At 65.5% G+C, this 26,934-nt stretch carries 19 protein-coding genes; 7 read left to right on the forward strand and 12 right to left on the reverse strand.

The features are described 5' to 3' along the window. Nucleotides 1-2 precede the first annotated feature (2 nt). Nucleotides 3-665, forward strand: a complete 663-nt coding sequence (locus IPM49_05270) for a DUF4159 domain-containing protein (protein ID MBK9273937.1) — start codon at nt 3-5, stop codon at nt 663-665. Between the two features lie 557 nt (nt 666-1,222). After that, on the forward strand, nt 1,223-2,641 hold the full coding sequence (locus IPM49_05275) for a hypothetical protein (protein MBK9273938.1): 1,419 nt from the start codon (nt 1,223-1,225) through the stop codon (nt 2,639-2,641). Nucleotides 2,642-2,871: 230 nt separating this feature from the next. Here IPM49_05275 and IPM49_05280 read toward each other — a convergent pair whose 3' ends face one another. Continuing rightward, nucleotides 2,872-3,609, reverse strand: coding sequence for a TerC family protein (locus tag IPM49_05280; protein MBK9273939.1), 738 nt, complete (start codon nt 3,607-3,609; stop codon nt 2,872-2,874). Between the two features lie 62 nt (nt 3,610-3,671). On the opposite strand from IPM49_05280, the gene IPM49_05285 reads away from it, so the two are divergent. Together IPM49_05285 and IPM49_05290 are read left to right on the forward strand one after the other, a co-directional pair. Beyond that, the gene (locus tag IPM49_05285; GenBank protein MBK9273940.1) at nt 3,672-4,484 is read left to right on the forward strand and encodes a hypothetical protein; all 813 of its coding nucleotides are present in this window, start codon (nt 3,672-3,674) and stop codon (nt 4,482-4,484) included. Between the two features lie 160 nt (nt 4,485-4,644). After that, nucleotides 4,645-5,514 carry an energy transducer TonB gene (locus IPM49_05290; protein ID MBK9273941.1) on the forward strand — a complete coding sequence of 290 codons (870 nt, stop codon included), beginning with the start codon at nt 4,645-4,647 and terminating at the stop codon, nt 5,512-5,514. Here the strand turns inward: IPM49_05290 and IPM49_05295 are convergent. The 9 genes from IPM49_05295 to IPM49_05335 form a co-directional block, all read right to left on the reverse strand. Continuing rightward, the gene (locus IPM49_05295) at nt 5,495-6,166 is read right to left on the reverse strand and encodes an alpha/beta hydrolase (GenBank protein MBK9273942.1); all 672 of its coding nucleotides are present in this window, start codon (nt 6,164-6,166) and stop codon (nt 5,495-5,497) included. The genes IPM49_05290 and IPM49_05295 overlap by 20 nt on opposite strands. After that, on the reverse strand, nt 6,166-7,650 hold the full coding sequence (gene hutH, locus IPM49_05300) for a histidine ammonia-lyase (GenBank protein MBK9273943.1): 1,485 nt from the start codon (nt 7,648-7,650) through the stop codon (nt 6,166-6,168). Before hutH ends, IPM49_05295 begins: the two co-directional genes overlap by 1 nt. A gap of 13 nt (nt 7,651-7,663) precedes the next feature. After that, on the reverse strand, nt 7,664-9,004 hold the full coding sequence (locus IPM49_05305; protein MBK9273944.1) for a histidine--tRNA ligase: 1,341 nt from the start codon (nt 9,002-9,004) through the stop codon (nt 7,664-7,666). Between the two features lie 42 nt (nt 9,005-9,046). Further along, a complete protein-coding gene (locus tag IPM49_05310) occupies nt 9,047-9,271 on the reverse strand; it encodes a hypothetical protein (protein ID MBK9273945.1) in 225 nt (74 codons plus the stop codon). Between the two features lie 60 nt (nt 9,272-9,331). Continuing rightward, complete coding sequence (locus IPM49_05315; protein MBK9273946.1) at nt 9,332-11,524, reverse strand: tail fiber domain-containing protein; 2,193 nt, start codon at nt 11,522-11,524, stop codon at nt 9,332-9,334. 2 nt (nt 11,525-11,526) lie between these two features. Further along, on the reverse strand, nt 11,527-13,878 hold the full coding sequence (locus IPM49_05320; protein ID MBK9273947.1) for a hypothetical protein: 2,352 nt from the start codon (nt 13,876-13,878) through the stop codon (nt 11,527-11,529). Next, nucleotides 13,875-14,828, reverse strand: coding sequence for a hypothetical protein (locus tag IPM49_05325; GenBank protein ID MBK9273948.1), 954 nt, complete (start codon nt 14,826-14,828; stop codon nt 13,875-13,877). Before IPM49_05325 ends, IPM49_05320 begins: the two co-directional genes overlap by 4 nt. A 229-nt stretch (nt 14,829-15,057) precedes the next feature. Beyond that, the gene (locus IPM49_05330) at nt 15,058-15,813 is read right to left on the reverse strand and encodes a response regulator transcription factor (protein MBK9273949.1); all 756 of its coding nucleotides are present in this window, start codon (nt 15,811-15,813) and stop codon (nt 15,058-15,060) included. Continuing rightward, nucleotides 15,810-18,938 (reverse strand): histidine kinase, encoded by a 3,129-nt coding sequence (locus tag IPM49_05335; GenBank protein ID MBK9273950.1) that lies wholly within the window; start codon nt 18,936-18,938, stop codon nt 15,810-15,812. The genes IPM49_05330 and IPM49_05335 overlap by 4 nt, the downstream gene beginning before the upstream one ends. 506 nt (nt 18,939-19,444) lie before the next feature. Between IPM49_05335 and IPM49_05340 the strand changes: the two genes are divergently transcribed. Then, nucleotides 19,445-21,085, forward strand: coding sequence for a T9SS type A sorting domain-containing protein (locus IPM49_05340; GenBank protein MBK9273951.1), 1,641 nt, complete (start codon nt 19,445-19,447; stop codon nt 21,083-21,085). 78 nt (nt 21,086-21,163) lie between these two features. Here the strand turns inward: IPM49_05340 and ettA are convergent, their stop codons facing one another. Together ettA and IPM49_05350 are read right to left on the reverse strand one after the other, a co-directional pair. Then, nucleotides 21,164-22,858, reverse strand: coding sequence for an energy-dependent translational throttle protein EttA (gene ettA, locus IPM49_05345; protein MBK9273952.1), 1,695 nt, complete (start codon nt 22,856-22,858; stop codon nt 21,164-21,166). 94 nt (nt 22,859-22,952) lie between these two features. After that, on the reverse strand, nt 22,953-24,704 hold the full coding sequence (locus tag IPM49_05350; protein MBK9273953.1) for a glycosyltransferase family 39 protein: 1,752 nt from the start codon (nt 24,702-24,704) through the stop codon (nt 22,953-22,955). Nucleotides 24,705-24,849: 145 nt separating this feature from the next. Here IPM49_05350 and IPM49_05355 point away from each other — a divergent pair, with 145 nt between their 5' ends. Continuing rightward, nucleotides 24,850-25,185 (forward strand): PadR family transcriptional regulator, encoded by a 336-nt coding sequence (locus IPM49_05355; protein ID MBK9273954.1) that lies wholly within the window; start codon nt 24,850-24,852, stop codon nt 25,183-25,185. Continuing rightward, a complete protein-coding gene (locus IPM49_05360) occupies nt 25,182-26,933 on the forward strand; it encodes a PspC domain-containing protein (protein MBK9273955.1) in 1,752 nt (583 codons plus the stop codon). The genes IPM49_05355 and IPM49_05360 overlap by 4 nt, the downstream gene beginning before the upstream one ends. The last annotated feature ends 1 nt before the right edge of the window (nt 26,934 follow it).

A 26,934-nucleotide genomic window follows, 5' to 3' on the forward strand; every position in this document is an offset into this window, starting at 1 on the left:
CCATGATCCTGCGGTCGGTCCTGCTGGTGTTGCTGATGGCGGTCCTTTCCGGGGCGAGGGCCCAGAGCACCTACTCCATCGCCTTGCTGAAGTACAACGGCGGCGGCGACTGGTACGCCAACCCCACCAGCCTGCCCAACCTGGTGCGCTTCTGCAACGCCAACCTCGGCACACGCATGAACCCCGACGTGCCCACCGTGGAGGTGGGGTCCAGCGACCTGTTCAACCATCCGCTGGTGCACATGACCGGGCACGGCAACGTGGTGTTCAGCCCCGCCGAGGCGGAGAACCTGCGCAACTACCTCATTGGCGGCGGCTTCCTGCACATCAGCGACAATTACGGCATGGACCCCTTCATCCGCCCCATGATGAAGCGCGTGTTCCCGGAGCTCGAGTTCGTGGCCCTGCCCTTCGCCCACCCCATCTATCACCAGCGCTACGACTTCGCCGCGGGCCTGCCCAAGGTGCACGAGCACGACGACAAGCCGCCGGTGGGCCTCGGCCTCATCTGGGATGGGCGGCTGGTCTGCTTCTACGACCTGGAATGCGACCTGGGCGACGGCTGGGAGGACCCCGATGTGCACGGCGACAGCGAGGCGATGCGCACGAAGGCGCTGCAGATGGGGGCCAACATCGTGCAGTACGTGTTCGCGGGAGCGCAGTAGCGCCGCCTATGTTCATGAAGGTCGAGATCGAGCTGTGTGTCGTGCGATCCGATTACCTTCACAGAAGGATCAACCCCTATTCTGCCATGACACACCTCCCCCCCCCCCCGGCGGTAAGAAATTCGGTCCGAACGGCGCTTCTCTTGGTCCACGTGGCGTGCGCAGCGCTCCTCACCCGATCAGGCTCCGCGCAGACGTCCTACTCCATCAGCTTCAGCAACCTCACTGGTTGTGACATCAAGATCTGCGCCTACGTCGACCAGACCGCGGACAACTGCACTTCCCCCTACAACCTGCCTTGCACCCTTGCCACTGCAGGGAACTCGGTCACCTATTCCTTCACCGTACCGGCCGGTCATCTGTTCTGCTACTACACCTTCAAGGAGGATACAAGCGATCCCACTGCGCTGATCATTTACTCTGGATCAGACCCTTGTAGTTGGAACTTTTCTAATCAAGATCTATGCAATACAGGAACACCGATAAATGGAAAAGGAAATTGTAAAAGTGCTCGTTTCAGTGAATAATTCAGCCAACTCATTCTCATGAAACACATAATGATCGGCCTGCTTGCCAGTATTTCACTGTTCAGCACGGCGCAGAACCAGAACGCAACTTGGTTATTCAATATCAACACGGGCCTGGACTTCATGACGGCCCCGCCCACGGTGCTGCAAGGCAGTACGTCGATTGGTCGGGACGTTGCGGTGATCAGTTCGGAGTCGGGGGAGCTTGTGTTCTATTCGGATGACCAACGTATCCGGAATGCTCAGCACCAAATGCTGGTGAACGGCGATGGCCTGTATAAAAGCCCGTTCACAAGCAAACCTCAGTCCAACATGATCCTGCCCTGGCCCGGCCACCCCGGACAGTACTACTTGATCCAACCCTATCCCTGGAATCCGAACGATACGATCACCGCGACGTACTACCATCGGATCGATATGAATGCGTTCGGCGGGAGTGGCGCGGTGGTGGAGAAGAACATGGTGCTGGCTGACAGCACCGGGGCATACATCACAGCTGTTCTTGATTCCGCTGGAACAGGCATTTGGGTGATCCTGCACCACCTGAATGCTCCGCTGTTCTTAGCCTATCATCTCGATACCGATGGGCTTTCCACCGTGCCTGTGGTCAGTGAAGCGGGCTCTGCCATACCGCCATCCTTCTATCAGCCAATGGGCATGCTCCGACCCTCACCCAGCGGTGAGCGGTTGTATCTGGTCAAGCCCTACTCGAACTGGACGAGCGATTGTTCGCTGCATCAAATGGACTTCAACCGCTCCACCGGTGAGATAACGGCGTTCAAAACGATCGGTGGCCCGGGATATGGCGGTTTGGAGATCTCCCCGTCCGGGCAATTCCTTTATACCAGCACCTACGTGTGCGATGCCACCGTCGCATCACGGCTGTGGCAGTATGACGTATCTTCCGGTGATTCGGCCACCATTCAGGCGTCCAGAACGTTGGTGTACGAAGCACCCAGACCGCCAGGACCCTGTCTCGGCGTGCAGGGCAATCTCGCGTTGGGCATCGACGGTCGGATCTATTGCGCTGTTTCCTATGCCCAGCACCTGGGCGTAATCAACGCGCCGGACCTGCCCGCCCCGGCATGCAACTACGTGCATCACGGCTTCTATCTCGACGGGGACACCACCTGGCTGGGCCTCCCCAACCAGATGCGCGCCTATCCGATCACGTCCACCGGAATGGCATCGACCACAGCCGAGGTGCCACGCTTGCTCATCGTCCCTCATCCGGCCACGGCCGGCTGCCGGATCGTGCTGGGCACTGAACGCGCGCATCGACTGGACCTGCTGGACGCCAGAGGCCACCGTGTCCGTGCACTTCGCTGCGCCCCGGGCCAACGCGAACTGCAGCTCGACCGGGAGGGCCTGGCCAACGGACTCTACCTCGTGGTGGCCCGTCAGGCGGACGGTAAAGTGGCGGCCGTTGGGCGGGTGGTCTTCGAGTAGGACCGGTCCGGTCGAGGCTACAACGTCCCACGCGCTCGCGGACCGTGAAGGTGCTGGTTCCGAGATCGTTCAGTACGTGCTCGCGGGGGCGCAGTAGCGCGGTGAGTGGCGAGTGCCTGCGCACAAGGCTGACACCCCGAGTGGTGAGTGGCGAGTGATCTGCGGGGATGCCCGCTCGTCACTCACCACTCAGCACTCGCCACTCACCACTCGCTACTCGCCACTCCTCGTCATCGATTGAGCTTCACCACCCGCTTCCGGTACCGCATGTTGAGCAGTTCCACGATGAAGCTGAAGGCCATGGCCGCGTAGGCGTAGCCCTTGGGGATCTCGCTGTGGTGCACCGGCTCCAGGCCCTCGAAGAAGAGCATGAAGCCCACCAACACCAGGAAGGAGAGCGCCAGCATCTTCAGCGACGGATGCTTCTCGATGAAGCCGCTGATGCCGTTGGCGAAGAAGAACATCACGATCATCGCGATCACCACGGCGGCGATCATGATCTCCACATGCTGGGCCAGGCCGATGGCGGTGACGATGCTGTCGAAGGAGAACACGGCGTCCACCAGCAGGATCTGCGCCATCAGGGCGCCGAACGAAGCGGGCTTCGCCCTGGCCGCAGCGTCCACATCCTCCCCTTCCAGCTTGTGGTGGATCTCCTTCACCGCCTTGTAGAGCAGGAAGAGCCCGCCGAAGAACATGATGCAGTTGCGCAGGTTGAACGGATAGCCCAGCACGGAGAAGAGCGTCCGTTCGCCGTTGTGCACCAGCCAGCCGATACCGAGCAGCAGGACCGACCGCAGCAGGATGCCGCCCACCATCCAGATGCGGCGGCCAGTGAGCCGCTTCCCTTGGGGCATGCGCCCTAGGATGATGCTGACGAAGATGACGTTGTCGATGCCCAGCACCACCTCCAGCACGGTGAGGGTGATCAGGCTGACGAGCGCGCCGACGGTGAAGAGGTCCTCCATGGGACGAAGATGCGAAGGGCAACCTGAACCGGCCTGTTCCGTCCTATCGGCAAACCTGTCCCATGAAGGCGCTCTTCACGGCCATGGCCCAGTTCTGCTGCCTGCTCGGCTTCGGCCAGGTGCTGAACGGGGACTTCGAGGCGCAGCTTCAGCACTGGACCAGCACCTGCCCCTCATCCACGGCGGTGAGCACGGATGTTCCGCCCGGAGGTGGGCAGTACAGCGTGCAGATGCCCATGCTCACGCCGACTGAGACCTGCTACGTGCTGAACAGCGTTGAGCCGTACATCCACCAGGAGCTTCCATCGGTCGTCAATGGCGATGATCTGTTCCTGAGCTACTGGCACCAAGGCAGCCCCATCGACCCCAATGAGGCCGCGCTGATGTCGAGCCTGCACCTGTTCGGTTGGTTCGACGCGTTCGGCGTGTTCAACCCGCTGCCCAACCAGGGTGGAGGGGTCAACGCCGGCCCTTGGGCGCTCCGCACGGCGAACTTCACGGTGACGGGATTACCTGCAGGCGAGCCCTTGGTGCTGGCCCTTGCCGGACATGCCTTGGGCAACAGCGTGGGCGGTACCGTCCGGTTCGACAACGTCGGGCTGACGGTCAATGGCACGGTCGCGGTGCAGGATCTGGACAAGGCCGGGGTTTCCGCCCATCCGATCCCCGCTCAGGAAACGCTCACGATCACGGCGCGTAGCCCCATTGTGGCGGTGCAGCTTCGGGATCCGGCAGGTCAGCTGCTGCGGTCGGATGTGCGCATGATCGGCCCGCACGCCTGCGCGCTCGAGCTGAACGGGCTCCCGGCCGGGATGTTCCTGGTGACGATCCGGACCATCGACGGATCATCCGTCGTCCGTTTCCCCAAGCAGTGAACGGCCCGTCGGACCGGGTCGGTGTGTGATCCACGGCAGGGTCGGGATCGATCCGTGGCGCACCAAGGCCGGCCGGACCCGTATATCGATCGAACGGATCGGCGGATCCGCGTGTACGGGGAGCTGAACGCGGACCGTTCCCCGCACAAACCCCTGCGCCATGTGGACCCTGCTGCTCCTCGCCTTCATTGCCGTCCTTGCCCTGCTGCTCCACGCCGACGGATGGAGCGATGTGCTCTCCCCCGCCCGCAACGACCTGGTCTTCGCCGGACGGCATCAAGCCTACGGCGCCTACCAGCTGCGCCGTGACCATCAGCGCGTGATGGCCATCGCCCTGCTCACCACGATCGCCATCGTCGGACTTATCCTGGGGCTGCCGCGCCTCTTCGCTCCGTCCAGCCTTGGCGTGGCTGCCCCCCGGCAGACCGGCATCATCGTGGAACTGGACAAGTTCACGGCGCAGGCCACCAAGCCCACAGCTCCTCAGCCCCAGGCACAACGCCGCAGCGCCAAAGCCCCGCGCAGCCAGGGCCAGGGCTTCGTGCCGATCGCCGTGGACAGCAGCGCCGCCGCGCCCATGGACACCAGCACCACGTCATCCACGGGCGCGGGCACCACGGGGTCGATCACGGACAGCACCTCGCTGGCCGGCCCCACCGGCGGCGATGGGGGCAGCGGAACGGATGGCGGCACCGCCACCACCGGGCCGATGGGCATGATGGCCGTGGAGGAGGTGCCGGAGTACCCCGGCGGCATGGACGCCTTGTACCGCGACCTGGGCCGGTGGGTGGACTATCCGGAGATCGACCGCACGGCCGGGCGTGAAGGGCGTGTGCTGGTGGGCTTTGTGGTGGACGAGGAGGGCCGCGTGGGCGAGGTGCGCGTGATCAGCGGGGTGAGCCGGTCGCTCGATGCCGAGGCCGTGCGGGTGGTGAAGCGCATGCCCAAGTGGAAGCCCGGGCGGCACGGAGGCAAGGTCGTTTCCGTCTTCTATGTGCTGCCGATCAATTTCAAGCTGGGCCGGAACTGAGCGCCTCACCGGCCAGCGCGCGTTGCACCAGGGCCGAGATCGTGGGCGCCAGGGTGTGCACCATCAGGTGCCCGCCGCCCTTCACCACCACCGCATCGCGGATGGGCCCCAACGGCATCAGGTGGTCCCGGTCGCCGTGCAGATGCACCAGGCCCGGCACCGGCCGCGGAGGACCGTTCCACCGGAGCACCGCGTCCACCTGCACGTGCAACTGCGCCACGGTGTGCACCTCCAGCAACGCATCCAGCAGCGCGACATCCTCCGGCGTATCGGCGCCCATCTGCCAGCGCAGGAAGGGTTTCGTGCGCTGAATGAAGGCCCGGGAGAGCAGCTTCTCGGGATGCGTGCCGCGCAGCGCCTTGATCGGCGCGGGCATCTCGTGCGGCCCTTTCCAGCTGGAGATGATCACCACGCGACCAGGGCTCGTCAACGCCGCCAGCTCCTGGGCCACCATGCCCCCCATGCTCACGCCCACCAGGGCATGTGGGCGTCCCGCGTCGACCCGGGCCGCCAGCGCCGACGCGAAATCCGCCAGGGTGCTGGCCTTCGGCATCACCGGCCAGTCGTGGGCGATCAGGTGGTGGCCCGGAAGCCGAAGCTTCGCGAACAGCCGATGGTCCGCACCGAGGCCCGGGATGAGGTGGACGTCCATCACCCCAGGTCACACGTCCGAACAAAGGCCAGCGCAGCCTCCATGTGGTCGTGCATCACGCCGTCCACCTTCAGGAAGGGCACCTGCCCGCGGAAGTCGGCCACGAAGGACTCCACCACCTCGGAACTGCGGGCCGGCCGGCGGAACTCCAGCGCCTGCGCGGCGGCGAACAGCTCGATGGCGAGGATGCGTTCCACGTCCTGCACCACGGCCCACGTCTTCACGGCCGCGGCGGCGCCCATGCTCACATGGTCCTCCTGCCCGTTGCTGCTGTCGATGGTGTCCACGCTGTTGGGCATGCACCGCTGCTTGTTGGCGCTCACCAGCGAGGCGGCGGTGTACTGCGCGATCATGAAGCCGCTGTTAAGGCCCGGCCGGGCCACCAAAAAGGCCGGCAACCCGCGCTGGCCGCTGATGAGCTTGTACAGCCGCCGCTCACTGATGCTGCCCAGCTCCGCTGCGGCGATGGCCAGGAAGTCGAGCGCGAGGGCCAGCGGCTGGCCGTGGAAGTTGCCCGCGCTGATCACCAGGTCATCGTCATCGAACACCGTGGGATTGTCGGTGACGGCCTCGAGCTCGCGCTCCACCACGCGCTCCACGTAGGCGAGGGCATCACGGCTGGCGCCGTGCACCTGCGGGATGCAGCGGAAGGAGTACGGGTCCTGCACATGGGCCTTGCGGCGCAGGATCAGCTGGCTGCCTTCCAGCAGACGGCGCATGCGGGCGGCCACCACGGCCTGCCCGGGATGGGGGCGCACGGCGTGCACCGAGGCGTGGAAGGGCTCGACGCGGCCGTCGAAGGCGTCGAGGCTCACGGCGGCGATCAGGTCGGCGAGGTCGGCCAGCCGCGCCATGCGCAGGGACAGCAGCGCGGCATAGCTGTTCATGAACTGCGTGCCGTTCAGCAGGGCGAGGCCTTCCTTGGGACCCAGCTCCAGCGGCTTCCACCCGAGCGCCTTCAAGGCCTTGGAAGCGGGCATGCGCTTGCCCTTCCACAGCACCTCGCCGAGGCCGAGCAGCGGCAGGCTGAGGTGCGCCAGCGGGGCCAGGTCGCCCGAGGCGCCGAGCGAGCCGCGTTCATACACCACCGGCAACACGTCGGCGTTGTGCATGTCGACCAGCCGCTGCACGGTGGCGAGCGCCACGGCGCTGTGGCCGAAGGCCATGTTCTGCACCTTGAGCACCAGCATGGCCCGCACGATCTCGGCGGGCACGGGCTCGCCGCTGCCGCAGGCGTGGCTCATCACCAGGTTCCTCTGGAGCTGCACCAGGTCCTTCTTCGCAATGGACCTGTCGTACAGCGAGCCGAATCCGGTGTTGACGCCATAGATCGGTGCGTCGCTCTTCTTCAGACGGTCCAGGAGGTAGGCGTGGCTGCGCTTCACCGCCGCCACCGCGTCCCTGGTGAGCGCGATGGGCCGGCGCTCGGATACGATCACGTCGAGCTCGTCGAGCTTGAGGCCGAGGGTGCCGATGGCGTGCATGCCGGAGGGGGCTTTACGCGTGTTGGATGGCATGGACGAGGTCGTTCTGGTTCACGGCCTTCTGCTCGCCGCTCTTCATGTCCTTCACGGTGATGAGGCCCTGCTTCAACTCGTTCTCGCCGAGGATGGCCACATACGGGATGCCCTTGTCGTCGGCGTACTTGAACTGCTTCGCCATCTTGGCCTTGTCCGGGTAGAGCTCGGCGGCGATGCCCGCATCGCGCACCGCGCGCAGCAGCTTCAGGCAGTGCAGGCCCTCGGCCTCGCCGAAGTTGGCGAAGAGCAATCTCGTGCTGCCCCCGAGCTCCGCGGGGAACTTGTTCGTTTCGAGCAGCACGTCGTAGATGCGGTCGGCGCCGAAGCTGATGCCGACGCCGCTCATGCCCTTCAGGCCGAACACGCCGGTGAGGTCGTCGTAGCGGCCGCCGCCGGAGATGCTGCTCTGGAGCGTGCCTTCGTTGGCCTTCACCTCGAAGATGGCGCCGGTGTAGTAGTCGAGGCCGCGGGCCAGCGTGGGATCGAACTCGAACGCCGCGCTCTTTAAGGCACCCACGGTGTCGAACACGAACGAGAGCTCCTTCAAGCCCTCCTGTGCGACCGCGCTTGCGGACAGCCATTGCTCCAGCTGCGGACGTTGCTCCTTCCAGGTGCCCTTCAGCTCGAACAGCGGCGCAATGCGTGCGATCGCATCGTCCTTGATCCCGTGCTCTCGCATTTCCTGCTCCACCTTCTCGCGCCCGATCTTGTCGAGCTTGTCGATGGCGGTCACCATGTCCACCACGTAGTCCGGCTGGCCGCTCACCTCGGCGAGGCCGCTGAGCACCTTGCGGTTGTTCAGCTTGATCGTCACCTGCAGGCCGAGCGCGGTGAACGCCTCGTCCAGCAGCATCACCAGTTCCACCTCGTTCAGCAAACTGGTGCTGCCGATCATGTCCGCATCACACTGGTAGAACTCGCGGTAGCGGCCCTTCTGCGGGCGGTCCGCCCGCCACACGGGTTGGATCTGGTAGCGCTTGAAGGGGAAGCTGAGCTCGTTCTGGTGTTGCACCACGTAGCGCGCGAAGGGCACGGTGAGGTCGTAGCGGAGCGCTTCATCCGCGAAGCCCTTGCTCGGATCCGCCAGCGCGCGCTCCAGCTCGGCGCCGCGCTTCAGCACCTTGAAGATCAACCGATCCCCTTCCTCGCCGTACTTGCCGGTCAACGTCTCCAGATGCTCCATCGCCGGCGTCTCCAGCGGCAGGAAGCCGTACTTCTGGAAGACCCGTTCGATGGTGCTGAAGATGTATTTGCGGCGCAGCATCTCCTGCGGACCGAAGTCGCGGGTGCCCTTGGGGATGGACGGCTTGGTGGCCATGGCGGCCGCGAAAGTACGGGGCGGACGACGAGGCGCCGGGGCCTACTCCTTCACGAAGCGCACCGGGGTCAGCCCACTGCCGGGCCGATGGATCAGGTAGAGCCCGGGGTGCAGTTCGATCGTCGGCAGGGTCGTCACGGCTCCTGCGCTCACGGCCAGCCGCACCAAGGCCCGTTGTGGCGAACGACGAGCACAGGCTGCCCCGGGGACAGCGTCAACGGTCCGGCCGGTGGTGAGCACAAGCCCTTTGGTGATCGAAAACGCCATGGTCCATGGACTGGCGGGTTGGATCGAGGCGATCGCACGGACCCGTTCCCGACCGCATCCTCACCGTGTATCCGCGTGTGGTTGGCCCACCAGCGCCTTGAGCACTTCCAGTTCCGCTTGCAAGGCCTGGATCAGCGCGTGCTGTTCCTGTATGGCCTTCACGAGCGGGGGAACGAACTCGGCATAGCGCAGACCGTAGTGCGCACCGGCATGCTGCGGCCTGTCGACACCATGGAACTCAAAGCCGATGGAGCGGGCGGCCTGCTCCACCTCCTGCGCCACGAAGCCCACCTGCAGCTCTGCCGCCTTCAACGCCTCGGCCTCGGGCAGCCGCAGCTCCTGCGGTGTGCCCTGGAACCCGGCCAGCGCTTCCATGTCCAGATGGTAGGTCACAGGGCGCAGTTTCAGCACGAAGTCCAGCCCGGCCACGTTCTCCCGCACATCGGACTTGAAGCGGCCATCGCTCAGGTTGCTCCAGTTCGCGTAGCCACCGATCACCGACACGGTGGGGTTGCCGAGCTGCACCTTGTTGCTCGCATTGGGCTCCGAATCGTAGCCCACGCCGGTGCTGTTGGTGAAGTTGCCCGCATTGGAATTGGCGCTGTAGCCCAGGCCGGTGTTGTTGCTCGCCGTGGTATTGTCCTCGAGGGCGAAAGCGCCCACAGCGGTATTGCTGCCACCGGTGGTGTTGGCGTCCAGGGTGCTATGGCCCAGCGCGGCGTTGCGCAGGCCATTGGTATTATTGGCCAGCGCGCCGTAGCCGACGGCGGAGTTGAAGTTCCCGGTGGTGTTGTCCAAGAGCGCGTTGCTCCCAGCGGCCGTATTCTGTATGCCGCTCGAGTTCGTGCGCAACGAGGAGCGTCCCAGCGCCACATTGTCAACACCAGCATTGCTGTAAAGGCTCTCGTAACCCAGCGCGGTGCTGAAGGAGCCGCCGTTGCTCGCGAACATGGCGTACGCGCCCACGGCCGTGCACTGGCCCACGCTGGCGTTGCCCTCCATGGCACGGCCGCCCACGGCCACGTTGTTCCCACCGCCCGTGTTCTCTTTCAAGGCGGAGACACCGAGGGCGCAGTTCTGGGAACCGGTCGTATTGAAGCGCATCGCGTTGGCACCGAGCGCGGAATTGTTCCCCCCGGTGGAATTCGCCCCAAGCGCGGAGAATCCTGCCGCCAGGTTGCTGGCACCGGTGGTGTTCGCCCGCAGGGCCTGGAAGCCAAGGGCCGCGTTGCCATCCGCATTGGTGTTGTTGGCAAGCGCCTCACATCCGAGGCCGGTGTTGTACTTACCGGTCGTGTTGGCTTCCAGCGCATTGGCGCCTACGGCCGTGTTCTGCGCCCCTGTGGTGTTGAGGATCAGGGCATGGAACCCGACGCCGAGATTGAGATAGCCCGAGCTGTTGTTGACCATGGCCGCGGAACCGACAGCCGTGTTGCTATGCCCGGTGTTGCTGCGCAGGCTCGCCTGACCCACGGCGGTATTGTCCTGCCCGCCGCTGCCCAGCTCCATGGCGCGCATGCCGATGGCCGTGTTGAAGCTTCCGGTCGTGGATGCCAGCAGGGAGTTGTAGCCCAAGGCCGTGTTGTTCGCCCCGGTGGTAAGGGCGGCGCCGCTGCTTTCGCCAATGAGCGTGTTGAAATTGTTGCTCAGGTCGTCATTGGCGCCGGCACCGTTGCCCATGAAGACCGAGCCGCCCGTGTTCGCCACCTCCAATCTGCCTGCGCGCATGCGGAAGCGCTCCGTGCCGGCCACATCGAAGCGGATGATGTCCTCATCCGGGCTCTCCTCCACCTGGACCTTGGTGTCGTTGTCCGCATCCGCAAGGCTCAACGCCTTGTCGGTGGTGCGCGCATGCAGGCTGTAGGGCACGGAGTTGAGCCGTGTGGTACCCAGGTCCACGTAACCGGTCCCGGCATCCACCTCCACTTGCAGGTACTGATCGGACGCGCTCCAGGTGACCGCCGCGTAGGACCCAACGACCGGCGAGCCCTCACCGATACCGGCCGTGATCAGGCCGAACGCATTGGTGGTGAGGGCGTGCGTCTCGCGATACGCGATGGTACCACCGATCGAGCCGGTGCGGACGGTGAAGCGCACGGTGACCGCAGTGGAGGCCAACGGCTCCCCGAGGGCGTCACGCACCACCGCCTGGTAGTTCGTGCTGAAGGGGGCCTGGGCGCACACCGGTGCAACAAGGGCGATGGCCAGCGCCGGTCCGGCCAAACGGATGAGGATCGATCCAAGAGGTGACATGGTCAGGGGAGTTGTGCGGTGCGCGTGCTGGTGGCCACGGCCCCGCCGATGTTCAAGAGGATCCGATCGCGGTCGTTGCCCGAACCGGTGTACTTGGTGACGCCGTCCATGTCCAGGTCGGTCGCGAGGTAGCCGTTCGTGGTGGCCGTGGGCACCGTGCCGCCGATCTCCAGCAGGATGAGGTCCCTGTCATTCCCGGAACCGGCGTACTTCACCACGCCATCCGCGTTCGCATCCCCCGCCCACAGGCACATGACGCCCCCCACAGCGACCATGGCCTCCGCTCCGTGGACCGGCAGGTTCGGCGACGTGAACGCGAGGGCGGCGGGCGGTGTCTGGGATCCGATCTCCACCGGGAACGCCGTCATCACCCCCAGATGGTGGCGATGCCGAACGGCGACATGGTACCAGCCCGGCAGGGCATCCATGGCGAAGGGGGTCGTCCCATCGAACTGCACGACCAGCCCATCGCGGCGTAAGAGCCCCACCCGCGAGGCGAGGACCGATCCGGGGGACTGCGGGTCCCGGAGCTCCACGAGCACATGATCCACAATGGCAGCGGAGCCGCCGACCTGCAGGACGGCCGGGTCCATCTGGGCACCCGGGTTCTCCGTGACCGTGAAGCCCATCTGGGAGTATGGCTCCCAGGCAGGGAGCCATCCGCCGAGCCGCAACCCATCGTCCATCAGCCCGGTGAAGGCATCCATCGGCCCTTGCAGGCCCATGACCACGGGTAGGGATACACCGCCCACCACACTGCCACACACGCAATCCGGGCCGAGCACATCAGGTGCGCCGCCGGGACCCGTGCAGGGCGCACCAACGAACTTGAGCGGATCGGTATCATCGCAGTCGCGGTCGTTGCGCACATGGCCCGGTGGTGGATCACATGCGAAGACCGACACGGATGGCGACCCGAAGCCATCGCCATCCGCATCGGCGTACCACCAGGCACCGCCACTCGGGTGGACCTTCACGATCCACAGGTCGAAGTCGCCTCCGCGGCTGTCGTGCGTCTTGTCCCAGCCTGCGTCAGCGCCGCTGATGCCCGCGAGCAGGTAACCGCCATCGGGGGTGATGAGCACCTTGCGCACTTCGTCCCACTGGTCGGTGCCGCAGCGGAACTCGTCCACCACCGCGTTGTTCACGGTCTGGATCGAGAGCCAGTAGTCGTAGTGGCCGCGCGGAATACCGGTGATGGTGCCGCTCACCGGCGAGTTGGTCACACCGGCGATGGCGATATCCGAGATGAAGCTGGCCGGGTCGATCGCCGCGATGCTTCGGGCATCGTCGACATCGCTCCCTCCGGCACGCGTCTCGAAGTTGAGCACGCCGCTGCCTCCGGAGATCCAAAGACCGAACGCATCGCCAACCCCGAGGCTCGGCCAGAAGAGGTCGTGACCCGCCGCGCCGAAGGCATATCCTGCGATGAAATGATCGCCGCCAACGTTCAGGATACCGGCGTTCGGAATGGTCTGGGTACTGCCGCCGAGCCGTTTCTCCCAGAGCTTGTTGCCTGTGGCATCGAACCGGAGCGACCACACATCGTTCGTCCCGCGTCGCACCTCGGCGATATCCCCGGATGGGCCGGAATACGAGGTGCCCGTGATCGCTGCGCCTCCGGAAGCCGCGCTGGCCATGCCATGAAGGCGCTCGCTCAATGACCCACCGAACCCGGCATCCCAGAGCTTCGTACCGGCACCGTCGATGGCGACGACCCAGTAATCGTATCCCCCACGCGGCGCGGCGGTCTTGTTGCCGCTCACCGGGGACTCGGAGTTCCCGGCGAGCAGGAAGCTGCCGTCCGTGCGTGCGATCACCGCCACCCCTTCATCGACGAGCGTTCCACCGAAGCGGCGGTCCCAAAGGACATTGCCCAAGGCGTCGGTCCGCACGGCCCAGAGATCATCGACGCCGAAGGAAGGCTGGCTTACCAGGCCCGACATGGGGCTGGCCGTGAACCCGCAGAAGAGGAAGCCCCCGTCATCGGTAAGCGCCACGTCCATGAACGCGTCCCGCCACGATCCGCCATAGCGGCGCTCCCAGAGAAGGGTTCCATCCGATGCCAGGTGGACCGCCCAGCCATCGCTCAGCCCATAGCCCGCTTCCGATACCTCGCCACTCAGCGGCGAACTGGTGGAGCCGACCAGGAGGTAGCTGCCGTCCGGAAGGACGATCCCGCTTTCGACCAGATCCACATCGCTGCCACCGATGGTCACATCCCATTCGATCGTGAGGCAGGGTTGCGCATCGACCGGGAAGGGAAGCCAGATGGGCCCAAGGAATGCGAGCCACGGGAGCACAGCACAGGTGAAGGACCGGAAGGTTCGGGCGATGGGCAGGTGCATCGTCATGGCAATTGGGCGTTGCGGATACCGGTGGGCAGGACTCCTCCGATGTTCTGGAGGATGGGGTCCCTGTCGTTCTCCGCACCCGCGTATTTGATGATCCCGTCCAGGTTCACATCGGTCGACAGGTAGCCGGTGGTCGTCGCCGTGGGGACGGCCCCACCGATGGCCACCAGGATGGGATCGCGATCGTTCCCCGCGCCGGCGTACTTGATCACACCATCGCCGGTCACATCACCGCTCCAGAGCATGCGCACACCGGCCAGCACACGCTGGGCATCCATCCCGTAGGTGGCCGTGCTGCCGTTCGTCAGATCCACGGCCACGGGCGAAGCACTGAGCGCGATGGCCGACAGGGTGAGCACCGCGAGGTGGTTGCGATGATGCACCGCGATGAAGTACTCATCCGCCGGCATGGGAAAGGACACGGGCGAACTGCCGTCGGTGTCCACGATGTCGCCGTCGGCCTGCAGGAGCGCTGAGCGGCTATGGAGCACCGTGGTGTGATCCGCCTTGTCCCGGAGCTCCAGGAAGACCCAGTCGATGATGGCATCGGGTCCAGGGGTGGCCAGCACGGCGGGTACGATCGCCTCGCCCCCACCTCCGATCGGTGCATAGCCCAGGCCGGTATAGGGCTCGATCAGCGGCACCCATCCGTTCACCCGCAGGCCATCGTTCATCCTGCCGGTCCCGGTGTTGTAGGGTCCCTGGAGGAAGGCCCGCATGCCGAGGCGCAGCCGCACCAGCCCGGGCTGGTGGAATCCCTGGGTGAGGATCATGGTCCCCGCCTGGCCTATGGTGACGGCGGGCTCACCCACGGTCCACGCCACCTGAACGGGGCCTGCGACCACCGAAGCGCCCGCAGTGGCCACCACCCTCGGGGCCAGGCTTTGTGCGCCGGTCGCAAGGGGCGCCGCCAGAAGGGCGGCCAGAAGGGTTCCGGAACGTGGTCCCATGGTCGATCGGCAGGTGGGCGCAAGCTGCTTCACGCCCGCTGGCATTCCCAATGCGATCGAGCCGCTGCATCGCCCGATCGAGGCACTGACCGCGGATCACGGACCCGTCGGCGGTCGTGGCCCGCAATGGACCCGGCGCTTCCCTGGTCCGCTGCCGTCCGAACAACACCTGTGGACCGGGATGGGAGCTTCCGGCAGGAGGCCACCGACCGGCCTCCTCGCGCATCCACTAGCGTGCGCCAAGCACCTGGAGCAGCTCCTCCTTCCTGGAGCGGGAAACGGGAAGTTCCTCGCCGCCGGCGAGGACGACGTATCCACCGGCACCCCGCACGTAACGCACCACCCGATCGATGGCGACCACATGCGAGAGATGGATGCGCACAAAGCGGTCCGCCGGAAGGTCGCGCTCCACATCCTTCAGAGTGCGCGACACCAGCACGCGTGCGCCATCGGTGAGATGCAGCACGGTGTAGTTGTCGTCGGCCGTGGCGTAGGCGATGCGGTCCAGCGCCAGCATCTCCAGCCCCTCCCGCGTGGGGATCGCAATGCGGGCGGCCCGCTGCGGGGCCATCTGCCGGAGCAGCTCGCCGAGCCGGTCCTGCGCGCCCCCCTTGCCTGCGGCATGCTCCACCTTGGCCACCGCGCTGATCAGCTCGCCCTTCTCCACCGGCTTCAGCAGATAGTCGAGCGCGTTGTGCTTGATGGCCTTCATGGCGAACTCATCGTAGGCCGTGGTGAAGATCACATGACAGGCATGATCGCCCAGGCCCTGGAGCAGGTCGAACGCGTTCATCACCGGCATCTGGATGTCGAGGAAGAGCAGGTCGGTGCCGTGCTCCTTGAGGTGCTTCAGCGCCTCCGTGGGTTCGTTGAAGACGGCCTCGACGCGGACCTTCGGGCAGTACTTCTCCAGCATCCATCGGAGAGTGACGGTGCAGTGCTCCTCATCATCGACGAGGACGGCGCGGATCGGGTGGTCGCTCATTTCTTCCTTTGGCTTAGCCGGATGACGACGCGTGTGCCTTCCGGCCGTTGATGAAGGTCATAGAGGTCGGTGATGCGCACATCCGCATCCATGTCGTGAAGGCCCCGCACAAGGTCCAGTCGTTCGCGCGTGATGCGCATGCCCATGGAGCGATGCCCCGTGGCCGACCGGCTCTTCATCGCCTCGGCCGCCTTGCGCCCCACGCCGTTGTCCTCGATCAGCACTTCCATCGCCTCATCGGCGCGACGCACGGTGATGGACAGGTGACCGCCCGGCACCCGACGATGCATGAGCCCGTGCCAGATGGCGTTCTCCACATATGGTTGCAGCAGCATCGGCGGGATCATCACCCGGGAAATATCCTCATCGATCTCGACGTGCGCCGCATACGTGAACGCGTGCTTGAAGCGCAGGGATTCCATCTCGATGTAGAGACGCAGGGCGTCGAGCTCATCCTTCAACGGCACGAGCTGCTCCTTGCTGTTCGCCAGCACGCTGCGCATCAACCGCGCGAACTTGGTGAGGTATTCCGATGCCTTTTCGGGCTCGTTCTCCACGATGTAGCGGTTGATGGAGTTGAGGCTGTTGAACAGGAAATGCGGGTTCATCTGCGACCGCAGGGCCTGCATCTCCATGCCGGCGAGGCGTCGTTGCAGGTCGGCGCGCAGCCGCTCCCGGTCACGGATCACCCCCGTACGCCATCGCCACAAGACGACGAGCAGGCCGACCACTGCAAGTACCGTCGCCAGCTTGAACCACCAGGTCTGCCAGGGGTGCGGTCGCACGTGGATGGTGAGCTCGCGCAGGGGACCCCGGTGGTCCGCCGGGCGACCGGCATCGGTGATGAGCAAGCGATGCGCGCCGGGAGGAAGGCTCGTGTACACGGCACGACCGTCCGCTCCCGTGACGACCGGGGCCGGGTCGATACCGACGAGCTGATGAGCGAGCCTGATCCTCGTCCGGCGGGAGAAGGCGATGGCGCCGTAACCCAGTTCGATGAAGTTCTGGTCAGGCCCAAGTTCGATGCGCTGGATGCGGTCGAGGGCCGTATCCGTTCGCCATCCATGGCCATGGATGAGAAGGTCGCGAACGGTGACGCCGAAAGGGCCGGGGTCCGAATCGAGCTTTTCCGGATCGACGATGATGAGCTCGCCGCGGTGGGCGGCGATGGTGATGCGACCACTGGGGTGTTGACGGATGTCGGCATGATGGAAGTCCGTACCGCGCAGCCCATCGGAGCGATCGAAGCGTTTCGCCTCCAGCGATCCGGGATCGATGCGATACAGCCCGGAAGGGCCACCGGCCCAAATGAGGCCATCCCGGTCCGTGAACAGGGTGGAGACCATCGCCGGCACGCCCGAGGTGCCTCCCATCAGCTGGATCGTGCCCGGCCCACCCGGGTCATTGGCCGGTGTGATGACGATGCCCCGACCGTTGGTGCCCAGCCACAACCGGTCGTGATGATCAACGACAAGGTCCCAGATGCGTGCGGTGCGCAGCCATGGATGCTCGCTGGCGCGGAAGTGCTCCACGGTGCGCCGATCGGTACTGATGCGGTCGACCCCTACTTCGTACGCGCTCACCCAGATGCGGCCCGCACGGTCTTCCGCAAGCCCCTGGCACCACACGCTCGAGGAGAGCCGGCGTTCGACCGGGCCGTCCTCCGTGAACCGCTGCATTGTGCCATGCACGGGATCAACCACCGTGACCCCGGTGCGCTGGTACCCGAACCACCACTGACCTTCATGGTCCTCCAGATGGGACAACGGCCCCGCCGTCGACGGCGGAAGCGTGACCGGTAATGCCCGCAATTCCGCTCCTCCCCTTCCCACGGCATGGAGCCCGGCGCTCGTGGTGGCGATGACCGTTCCTGAACGCATCCGCATCAGACCGGTGATCTGCACGGCCCCAAAGCCCTCCGGTGCCAGATGTGGATGGGGATGCGCAGAATGCAGGCCGTCGTCCTGCCCGCTGAGCAGACCGTCCCCATTGCTCGTCCCGACCACCAGGAGGCCATCGAGCTCGGCCACCCCGGTAATGCGTGGAACGGGCATGGAGCGCTCGATGCGGTTCATGATGCGCCGGGTGGCGAAGACGTCCTGAGCGGGGTCCCATTCGGAGAGCCCATGTGCGCGGGCGATCCAGACGATGCCGGCGTCATCCACAAGCAGGTCCCTGATCCCGTCCTCGGGCAGCGCGTGGGGGTCCGTGGGATCCGCCTGGAACGGCCTGAACCGTCCGGTGCCTGGATCGAAGCGCATCAGTCCACGCTCGGTGCCCACCAGCATGCCCAGCGGCGTACCGGGCAGCACATCACTGATGATGTTCTTCGCCCGCGTGAGCGGTGGTGTCTGATCCGGCAGATGCCGCACGCATTCGCCGCTTCGTGGATCGCAGGCCAGGAGTCCGTCACCCCAGGTGCACACCCAGATCTGGTCGGGGCCGACGGGTTCGATCGCGGTCATGATCACCTGTCGAGGTGCACACCCGGGAATGCGGAGTTCAAAAGGCCGGGTGCGCACGGTGCGTAGTTCCAGCACCAGCGCCCGGTCGCCCAACAGCACAAGGAGCTCGTTGGGATGACCGGGCCACGGTACGATGGAGATCGCCGTGCCCTCCGGGCCGTCGGTCACGCATGGGATCCGTGTGCAGGAACCCTCGCTCGGCCGATAGAGCCGGATCCCTTCCCCGAAGACACCGACGAAGATGGAATCGGAGCCGTGGCAATGCACGGCACGCGTGGGCAGCCCGGCGCCGGGGTCCGCCCGCCCGGTCAGCTGCCGCCAGGTGAGGAAGCGGTCGCGCACCGGATCGTACATCGTGAGACCTCCATTGCCCGAGGTGATCCAGATGCGTCCGTCGGCTCCCTCCGCGATGCGCTCCACATGGTCATGCGGCAGGCTGGAGCTGTCGGCGGGGTCGTAGTGGTACGCCTTGAACCGTCCGCCATCATAGCGGTACAGGCCCTGCTGGGTGCCCAGCCAGAGGTGACCCGTACGGTCCTTCAACACGCAGGTGACACCCGGATCGAGCAGGCCGTCGGACGGACCGTAGTTGGTGAAGAACTGCGCGGTCCCCGCCTGTCCGTGCATCGCCAAGGCCGCGATCAGGAGGGATCTGCGCATGTCCGAAGATCGTGGATCGCCGTCCTATGGTACGCGGCAATGCGTGGGATGCACACCTGATCGCGTCACCGGTCATCCGTGCGCGACAAGCAGAGCGACCGGTCGTCCACAACGGCAGTGGACCGCCCAGGCTGTGCCCAAGGACGGTCCACCCACCAGAATGCCCCCCGGAGGGGACGCTTCGCACCACAAGGGTAGGTGTAGGGGACGGGCGCGGCGCGCCGGGATCACGGCCAGATATACCGGTCAGACGGCTTTGTCGGCGGGCCGGTCATCACCGGCAAGCGCACCGGGAAAGGCCCGGCCCAGGGTGCAAGGGATAAGCCCGAAGCACGCCCTCGGAACGATGGAAGGCGCATCGCGCAGCGATCCGTCCAGGCAGCTCCGCCCCACCGATATCATTCATCCCAATGACGTCCGCCTCGATGGGCCCGGATACGTTTGCCCATGACCTACGAACAATTAAAACGCAACGCATGAGAAACTCAATACTCCTCCTTTTTGCCTTGGTCATATCCACGTTCAGCACCCGGGCCTGGGGCCAGTGCAGCGGGAACATCCAGTATGGACACGTGGGCTTCTATGACGATGGAAGCGGTGGCAACAACTACAACAACAACCAGTACTGTGAGTGGCGCTTCGAATCCCGCATCGGCGGTGCCGTGCGGCTCGGATTCTACGACTTCAACACGGAGGCCGGGTATGACGTTGTGCGCATCTATGATGGCCCCGATGCCAATTCACCGCTCGTCGGGGAGTACTCCGGCAACGCCGTTCCGCCGATCGTGTTCACCACGGGCATCTATGCCTTCGTGACATGGACCACGGACGGTTCGGTGACGGCCCCCGGGTTCAGCGCCTGGTGGGACTCCTACAATGCCGTACGGACCAGCTGCCAGGAGGGATTGACCGATGGCAATGGCGATTACGACAACAACATCACGTACACCTGGCTGCTCCAACCCCCGAATGCGGAATCGATCCGGTTGGACCTCTACTCCATCGATATGGAATCCTGCTGCGACTTCATCCGGGTGTACGATGGCCCCAACAACAATGCGCCGCTGATCGGCACCTACACGGGGACCACGGCCCCCAACGGGATCCTATCCACTGGAGGCAGCATGTTCGTTGAGATGAGCACGGACGGCTCCGTGGTCGGTGCAGGTTTCACCGGTCAGTACTACTGCTCATACTGCTCCGGGACCACCCAGCTGACGGACCCGGCCGGGAGCATCGCTGATGGCAGTGACGGTTCCACGCACGGGAACTACGCGGACTGCTCGTGGCTCATCTCTCCGCCGGGTGCCAATCGCATCACCGTGGACTTCACCTACATGGACCTGGAGTCCTGCTGTGACCAGGTGACCGTCCATGATGGAGCTGATGACAACGCACCGGTGCTCGCCACCCTCACCGGGTCCAACGCCCAACAGAACATCATGACGACCGCGGGCTACGCGTTCGTGAAGTTCACCACGGACGGCTCGGTCACCTACCAGGGTTGGTCCCTGGACTACGCGGCGAACATCCCCTGTGCAGGACCCACCACCCTGACCGATTGCCCGGGCACGCTGACCGATGGGAGCTCCACGGCGAACTATGGCGACCAGGCCTCCTGCTCGTGGCTGATCGCACCGTCGAACGCGCTGTCGTTGGAGCTGACCTTCAACAGCTTCGGTACCGAGTCCGGATATGACCTCCTCCGCATCCATGATGGGGCGGATGCCAACGCCCCGGTGGTCCTCGAGCACAGTGGGTCGACCCTGCCGCCCATGGTCACCTGCGCATCGGGGACGGCCTACGTGGAGTTCATGACGGACGGCAGCGTGAACGACGAGGGATGGTCGCTGGAGTATACCTGTGGCTACGTCGGGATCGGCGAAGAGCGGCCCGTGGGGACCGTCCAGGCCTACCCGAACCCGACGGGAGCGACCACCACGCTCGATCTCCGGAACATGGTCCCCGGCAGCTACCTCATGGAGGTCAGGGACACGCAAGGACGGCTGCTGGACGGCATTCGTTTCGCCGCCGGGCGCGACCATCTGCAGGTCGTGGACCTCTCCGGGTACGTGCCGGGACAGTACCTCATCCGGCTTGAGGGTCCGGATGGCGCCATCATGCATGTCCCCGTGGTCAAGCGCTGACCGTTCCTGAACGTGCAAGGGGGATGATCGCGATGCGGTCGTCCCCCTTGCACATTCATACGCGCATGGCGCGTGGGCTCATCCCCGCACCAGCTTCCGGTACTTGATCCGGTGCGGCACGATATCGCCGCCGAGGCGCTTCCTGCGGTTCTCCTCGTAATCGGTGAAGCCGCCTTCGAACCAGTACACCTGGCTGTCGCCCTCGAAGGCGAGGATGTGCGTGCACACGCGGTCCATGAACCAGCGGTCGTGGCTGATGATCACGGCGCAGCCGCTGTAGTCCTGGATGGCCTCCTCCAGCGCGCGCAGCGTGTTCACGTCCAGGTCGTTGGTGGGTTCGTCCAGCAGCAGCACGTTGCTGCTCTGCTTCACGGTCATGGCCAGGTGCAGGCGGTTGCGTTCGCCCCCGGAGAGCACGCCCACCTTCTTGTTCTGGTCGGTGCCGCTGAAGTTGAAGCGGCTGAGGTAGGCGCGGGTGTTCATCACCACGTTGCCGAAGGTGATGTTCTCCAGGCCGCCACTGATCACCTCGTACACGGTCTTCTCAGCCACGAGGTCCTTGTGGCTCTGGTCCACGTAGGCGATCTGTACGGTCTCCCCGATGGTGATGGTGCCGCTGTCCGGCTTCTCCGCGCCCATCACCATGCGGAACAGGGTGGTCTTACCGGCGCCGTTGGGGCCGATGATGCCCACGATACCGGCGGGCGGCAGGGCGAAGCTGAGGTTGTCGATGAGCAGCCGGTCGCCGAAGCCCTTGCTCACGTTCTTGAACTCGATCACCTTGTCGCCCAGACGCGGTCCGTTGGGGATGAAGATCTCCAGCTTGGCCTCCTTCTCCTTGACGCTCTCGCTCTGCATCTTCTCGTAGTTCTGCAGACGGGCCTTGCTCTTGGTGCGGCGGGCGCTGGCGTTGCTGCGCACCCACTCGAGCTCCTGCTTCAACACGCGCTGGCGCTTGCTCTCCTGCTTCTCCTCCTGGGCCATGCGGGCGGTCTTCTGCTCCAGCCAGTTGGTGTAATTGCCCTTGAAGGGGATGCCCTCGCCGCGGTCCAGCTCCAGGATCCAGCCGGCCACGTTGTCCAGGAAGTAGCGGTCGTGGGTGATGGCGATCACGGTGCCCTTGTACTGCTGCAGGTGCAGCTCGAGCCAGGCCACGCTCTCGGCATCGAGGTGGTTGGTGGGTTCGTCCAGCAGCAGGATGTCCGGCTGTTGCAGCAGCAGGCGGCACAGGGCCACGCGGCGGCGTTCCCCACCGCTCAGCACCTTGATCGTCGTGTCGCCGTCCGGGCAACGCAGGGCGTCCATGGCCACCTCCAGCTTTTGGTCGATGTTCCAGGCATCGCTCACCTCGATCTTGTCCTGCAGGGCGGCCTGCCGGGCGATGAGCTTGTCCATCTTGTCCGGGTCGTTCAGCACCTCCTCGTCGGCGAACTTTTTGTTCACCTCCTCGTACTCGGCGAGCAGGTCCATGATGGGCTTCACCCCCTCGCGCACGATCTCGATCACGGTCTTGCTCTCATCCAGCTCGGGCTCCTGTTCCAGGTGGCCGATGGAGTAGCCGGGGCTCAGGTGCACATCGCCCTCGAAGCTCTTCTCCTTGCCGGCGATGATGCGCATGAGGGTCGACTTGCCCGAGCCGTTGAGGCCGAGCACGCCGATCTTGGCCCCGTAGTAGAAGCCGAGGTAGATGTCGTTGAGGATCTTCTTGCCGGAAGGGAGCGTCTTGCCCACCTTCACCATGTTGAAGATGATCTGGCGGCCTTCTTCTGCCATCGTCGTCGGGGATCTGCGGTTGGTGTGAGGCGTTGCCGGGGGCAACGGGGCCGCAAAGGTCGCGCTTCGGAGCGAACTTCCGGCGGAGGCGTCGTCACCGCACCGTGGCGCGCCAGACCTCCAGCCGCTTCCAGTCCTTCACCCGGTCGGGCGTGGTCAACTGGTCGGGGCGGTGGTCGTGGTGCAGCAGCACCCCTTCCAGGGTCTGTTCCCGCGCCGGGCTCACCAGGACGTAGAGCGTGGCGCCCGGGGTCGTGGGCCGGTAGAGCGCCTCGACGGGGATGCGGCGTTCCCTGAAGTGGAACTCCACCGGCGCCTCCCAGGGGAACTCGGTCATCACCCGGTCGGCGGGCTTGAGGGCGCCCCGGAAGTACTCGGCCGTCCAGGCCGCCTCCGGAAAGCGTTCGATGCGGTCCTGGATGCCCCGCATGCCGGTCCATGACAAGCCGGCGAGCACCACGAGGGCGGTGACGCTGGTGCGCACGCGTTTGCTGAGCGTGGTCAGCAGGGTCTCCTGCACCAGCTTCAGCAGGTAGAACAGGGCGATGGCCGAGCTGAGGTGCAGCACGAACAGGGTGTAGATCCAGACCCGCGGCGGGGCCACCAGCCGCTGGGCGATCACGATGGGGATGGCACCCAGCGCGGTGGCGACCAGCAGCAGCCGGAACTTGGAGCTGATGTACGCCGCATAGACCACAGCGGCCAGGCCCAGCAAACTGATCCAGGTGGCGGCCGTGTCGTTGAGATAGGCGTAGAGGTCGAAGGTGCGGTCCTGGTGGGTGGCGGAGAACACCTCCCAGCTGTTGTCGCCCATGGTGGGATGGTGGAAGAGCTGGCCCAGGCCGTGCACCACGATCACCGGCATGTAGAGCGCGCCGGTGAGCACCAGGAACAGCCCGAAGGACAGGGCCAGCCGCTGTGTCCGTTTGGCGAGGGTGCTGTCGTAGGCGGTCATCAGGTGGAGCAGCAGCCACAGGTAGCAGGCCGCGGCGATGTAGAGCATGGTGGTCACCGTCCACATGCCGAGCGCATTGATCACCGCCAGGGCGATGGCACTGCCGAGGGCGTTGGTCTTGGCGAAGTGTCGGCCGGCCAGCCAGCCCAGCAGCAGCAGGCACCAGGTGAGGCTGTAGCCGCGGCCCAGGGCACTGTACTCGATCAGCGCGCCGCTGGAGGCCACGAAGGCGAGCATCAGCAGGGCGATGTAGCGGTTGAAATGCGCGCGGGCGAAGAGGTAGGCCAGCGGCATGGCCAGGATGCCCGCCAGGAGCGCCGGAAGCCGCAGGCTCCACAGGTGCACGCCGAAGAGCGCCGTGCTCAGCTTCACCAGCAGGGTGTGCAGGATCTGGTTGTTGGGGTAGCTGTAGTCGGAGATGATCACCGGCAGCGGTCGCACGGCGTAGTACACGTAGGTGAAGGCCTCGTCATAGATGATCGGTGCCTGCATCTGCACGATGCGGAGCACGGCCCCGGCGGCGATGAGCCCGGCCACGAAGAGCTTGTGCGTGCGGGAGGTGCGCTTGTTCAGCTTGACGAGCGCGCGCCGCAGGTCGGTCCACAGGGTGCCGCGCTGCGTCTCACCACGCGGGAGCGAGCGGGCCAGCAGCCTGCCTCCGGCCACCAGCAGGCCCGCCGCGGCACCCGCTGCGGCGGCCAGCATCCGCAGGTTGCCCCGCACCCGGTCGTGGAACCCTGGCGTGTAGGTCTCCACGTCGCCATCAGGCGCCAACCCGTCCACATACCCCTTCACCGGGGCGAAGCCCAGCCGGGACAGCCACCAGGCCAGGGTGGCCAGCAGCAGAAGGAGAAGAGCGGTGAGGATGACCATGCGCTGCGGACGGGGCACGGCCAAAAGTAGCCGACGGCGCGTGGCCGGGTGGCCCACCGCCCATCCCGTGGGACACGCCGCTGGTCACAAAAAGGTACTTTGTCTTGCATAGTACCAACCCAAGCACATATGTTTGCATCGTCAAGTACCAGACACAGCCCAGATGAACGTTGAGAACACCAAGGCGCAGATGCGGAAAGGCGTGCTGGAGTACTGCATCCTGTCGGTGCTGTCGCAGGAGGAGCTGTATCCTCCGGACATCATCACCAAGCTGAAGGACGCGAAGCTGATCGTGGTGGAGGGCACCCTCTACCCCCTGCTCACGCGCCTGAAGGATGCCGGATTCCTGACCTACCGCTGGGAGGAGAGCCGCAGCGGCCCTCCGCGCAAGTACTACAAGCTGACCCCCGTGGGCCAGAAGTTCCTGAACGAACTGGATGAGACCTGGGACGACCTGGCCCAGGCCGTGAAAAAGATGACCCGACGCAACGCACGATGAAAAAGACCCTCACAGCCAACATCAGCGGTACGGTGTTCCATATCGAGGAGGACGCCTACGACAAGCTGCACCGCTACCTCGGCACCATCCGCGCGCGCTTCAGCGGCAGCGAGGGCCGGGACGAGATCATGGCCGACATCGAGGCCCGCATTGCCGAGCTGTTCCAGGAGCGGCTGCAGGGCCGCCAGGTGGTGGGCATCGCCGACGTGGACCATGTGATCACCGTCATGGGTCAGCCGGAGGACTATGCGGACGGTGCGGAAAGCGCGGGGTCCGCCCCCCCGCCGGCCGATGGGCGCCGGCGCCTGTTCCGCGACCCGGAGGACAGCTGGGTGGGCGGCGTGTTCGGTGGTCTGGCCGCCTACATCGGCACCGACCCCTTGTGGATGCGCATCGCCTTCATCCTGCTGATCATCTTCGGCGTGGGCTCGCCCATCCTCATCTACATCATCCTGTGGATCCTCATCCCGCAGGCCTCCACCGCGGCCGAGCGGCTGATGATGCAAGGCGAGCCGGTGACCGTGGACAACCTGAAGCGCAGCTTCGAGGAAGGCGCAGAGCGCGTGAAGCAGGGTGCTGAGCGCGTGGCCCGCGAAGCCGATGAGCTGGGACGTCGCTGGAGCAACGGACCGGCCCGCACCTACGGCCGCCAGGCCAGGCAGGGCGTGGGCGAGTTCGCTCGCGGCGCGGCCAACGTGGCCGCCAAGATCGTCGGCGTGTTCACCCTGGTGCTCGGCGCCATCCTCACCCTGGCCCTGGTGGGCGCGCTGGTCGGTGGCGGCACCATCACGCTCGACCACTTCAGCGGCCTGGAAGGCACCGGCCTCTTCGACCTCAGCGCGGTGGTGTTCGACAGTGCGGCCCATGCCTTCTGGGGCGTGCTGTGCGCCGTGCTCCTGCTGCTGATCCCGGCCATCGGCCTTTTCATCGGCGGCCTGCGCCTGCTCACCGGCCTGCGTGCGCCGCAATGGCTGGGATGGACCTTGAGCACCGCCTGGTTCGTGGCCCTGATGGTGGTGCTGGTGGTGGGCCTGCGCCTGGGCAACGACTTCAAGCGCGAGCAGAAGCTGCGCGAAGAGGTGGCCATCGCGCAACCCGACGGACAGACCCTCTTCCTGGGCGTGCACGACGTGCGCGGGCTGGGCAAGGACTGGCGCGTGGCCTATGACGATGGCCGCGTGGACTGGGACATGGAGGGCCTGATGACCACCACCGACAGCATCCACGGGGCCTGGGCCACGCTGGACGTGGTGCCGAGCCCGGACAGCCTGTTCCACCTGGTGGTGGAGCGCCGCGCGAACGGCCGCACCGAGAAAATGGCCCTGGCCCGCGCGAGCCACACCGGCTTCACCCGCGACCAGAGCGACTCCCTGCTCCTGCTCTCCCCCTGGGTGGACATGCCCCGGGAGGACAAACTGCGGGCCCAGCGCGTGCGCTTCGAGGTGCAGGTGCCCGTGGGGCGTGCCGTCCACTTCAACAGCGGCATCGGCTTCATGCTGGACGATGTGGACAATGTGACCAACACCTGGGATGACGAGATGGTGGGCCGCACCTGGACCATGACCTCCGGCGGACTGAGCAGCAGTGTGACGCCGGAGCAGGTGCCCGATGACCTGCCCTCCCCGGCCGCACCGGCCACGCCTGCTCCCGCCGCCACGCCGGAGCCTGCCGAGGCCCCGAACGCGACCAGCGCCCTGCGCACCTACAGTGCGCCCGACCTGCTCACGGCGGTCTTCCGCCGCACCTGAA

It is taken from the genome of Flavobacteriales bacterium, from assembly GCA_016715895.1.
In the GTDB taxonomy this organism is placed as follows: Bacteria; Bacteroidota; Bacteroidia; order Flavobacteriales_F; family PHOS-HE28; genus PHOS-HE28.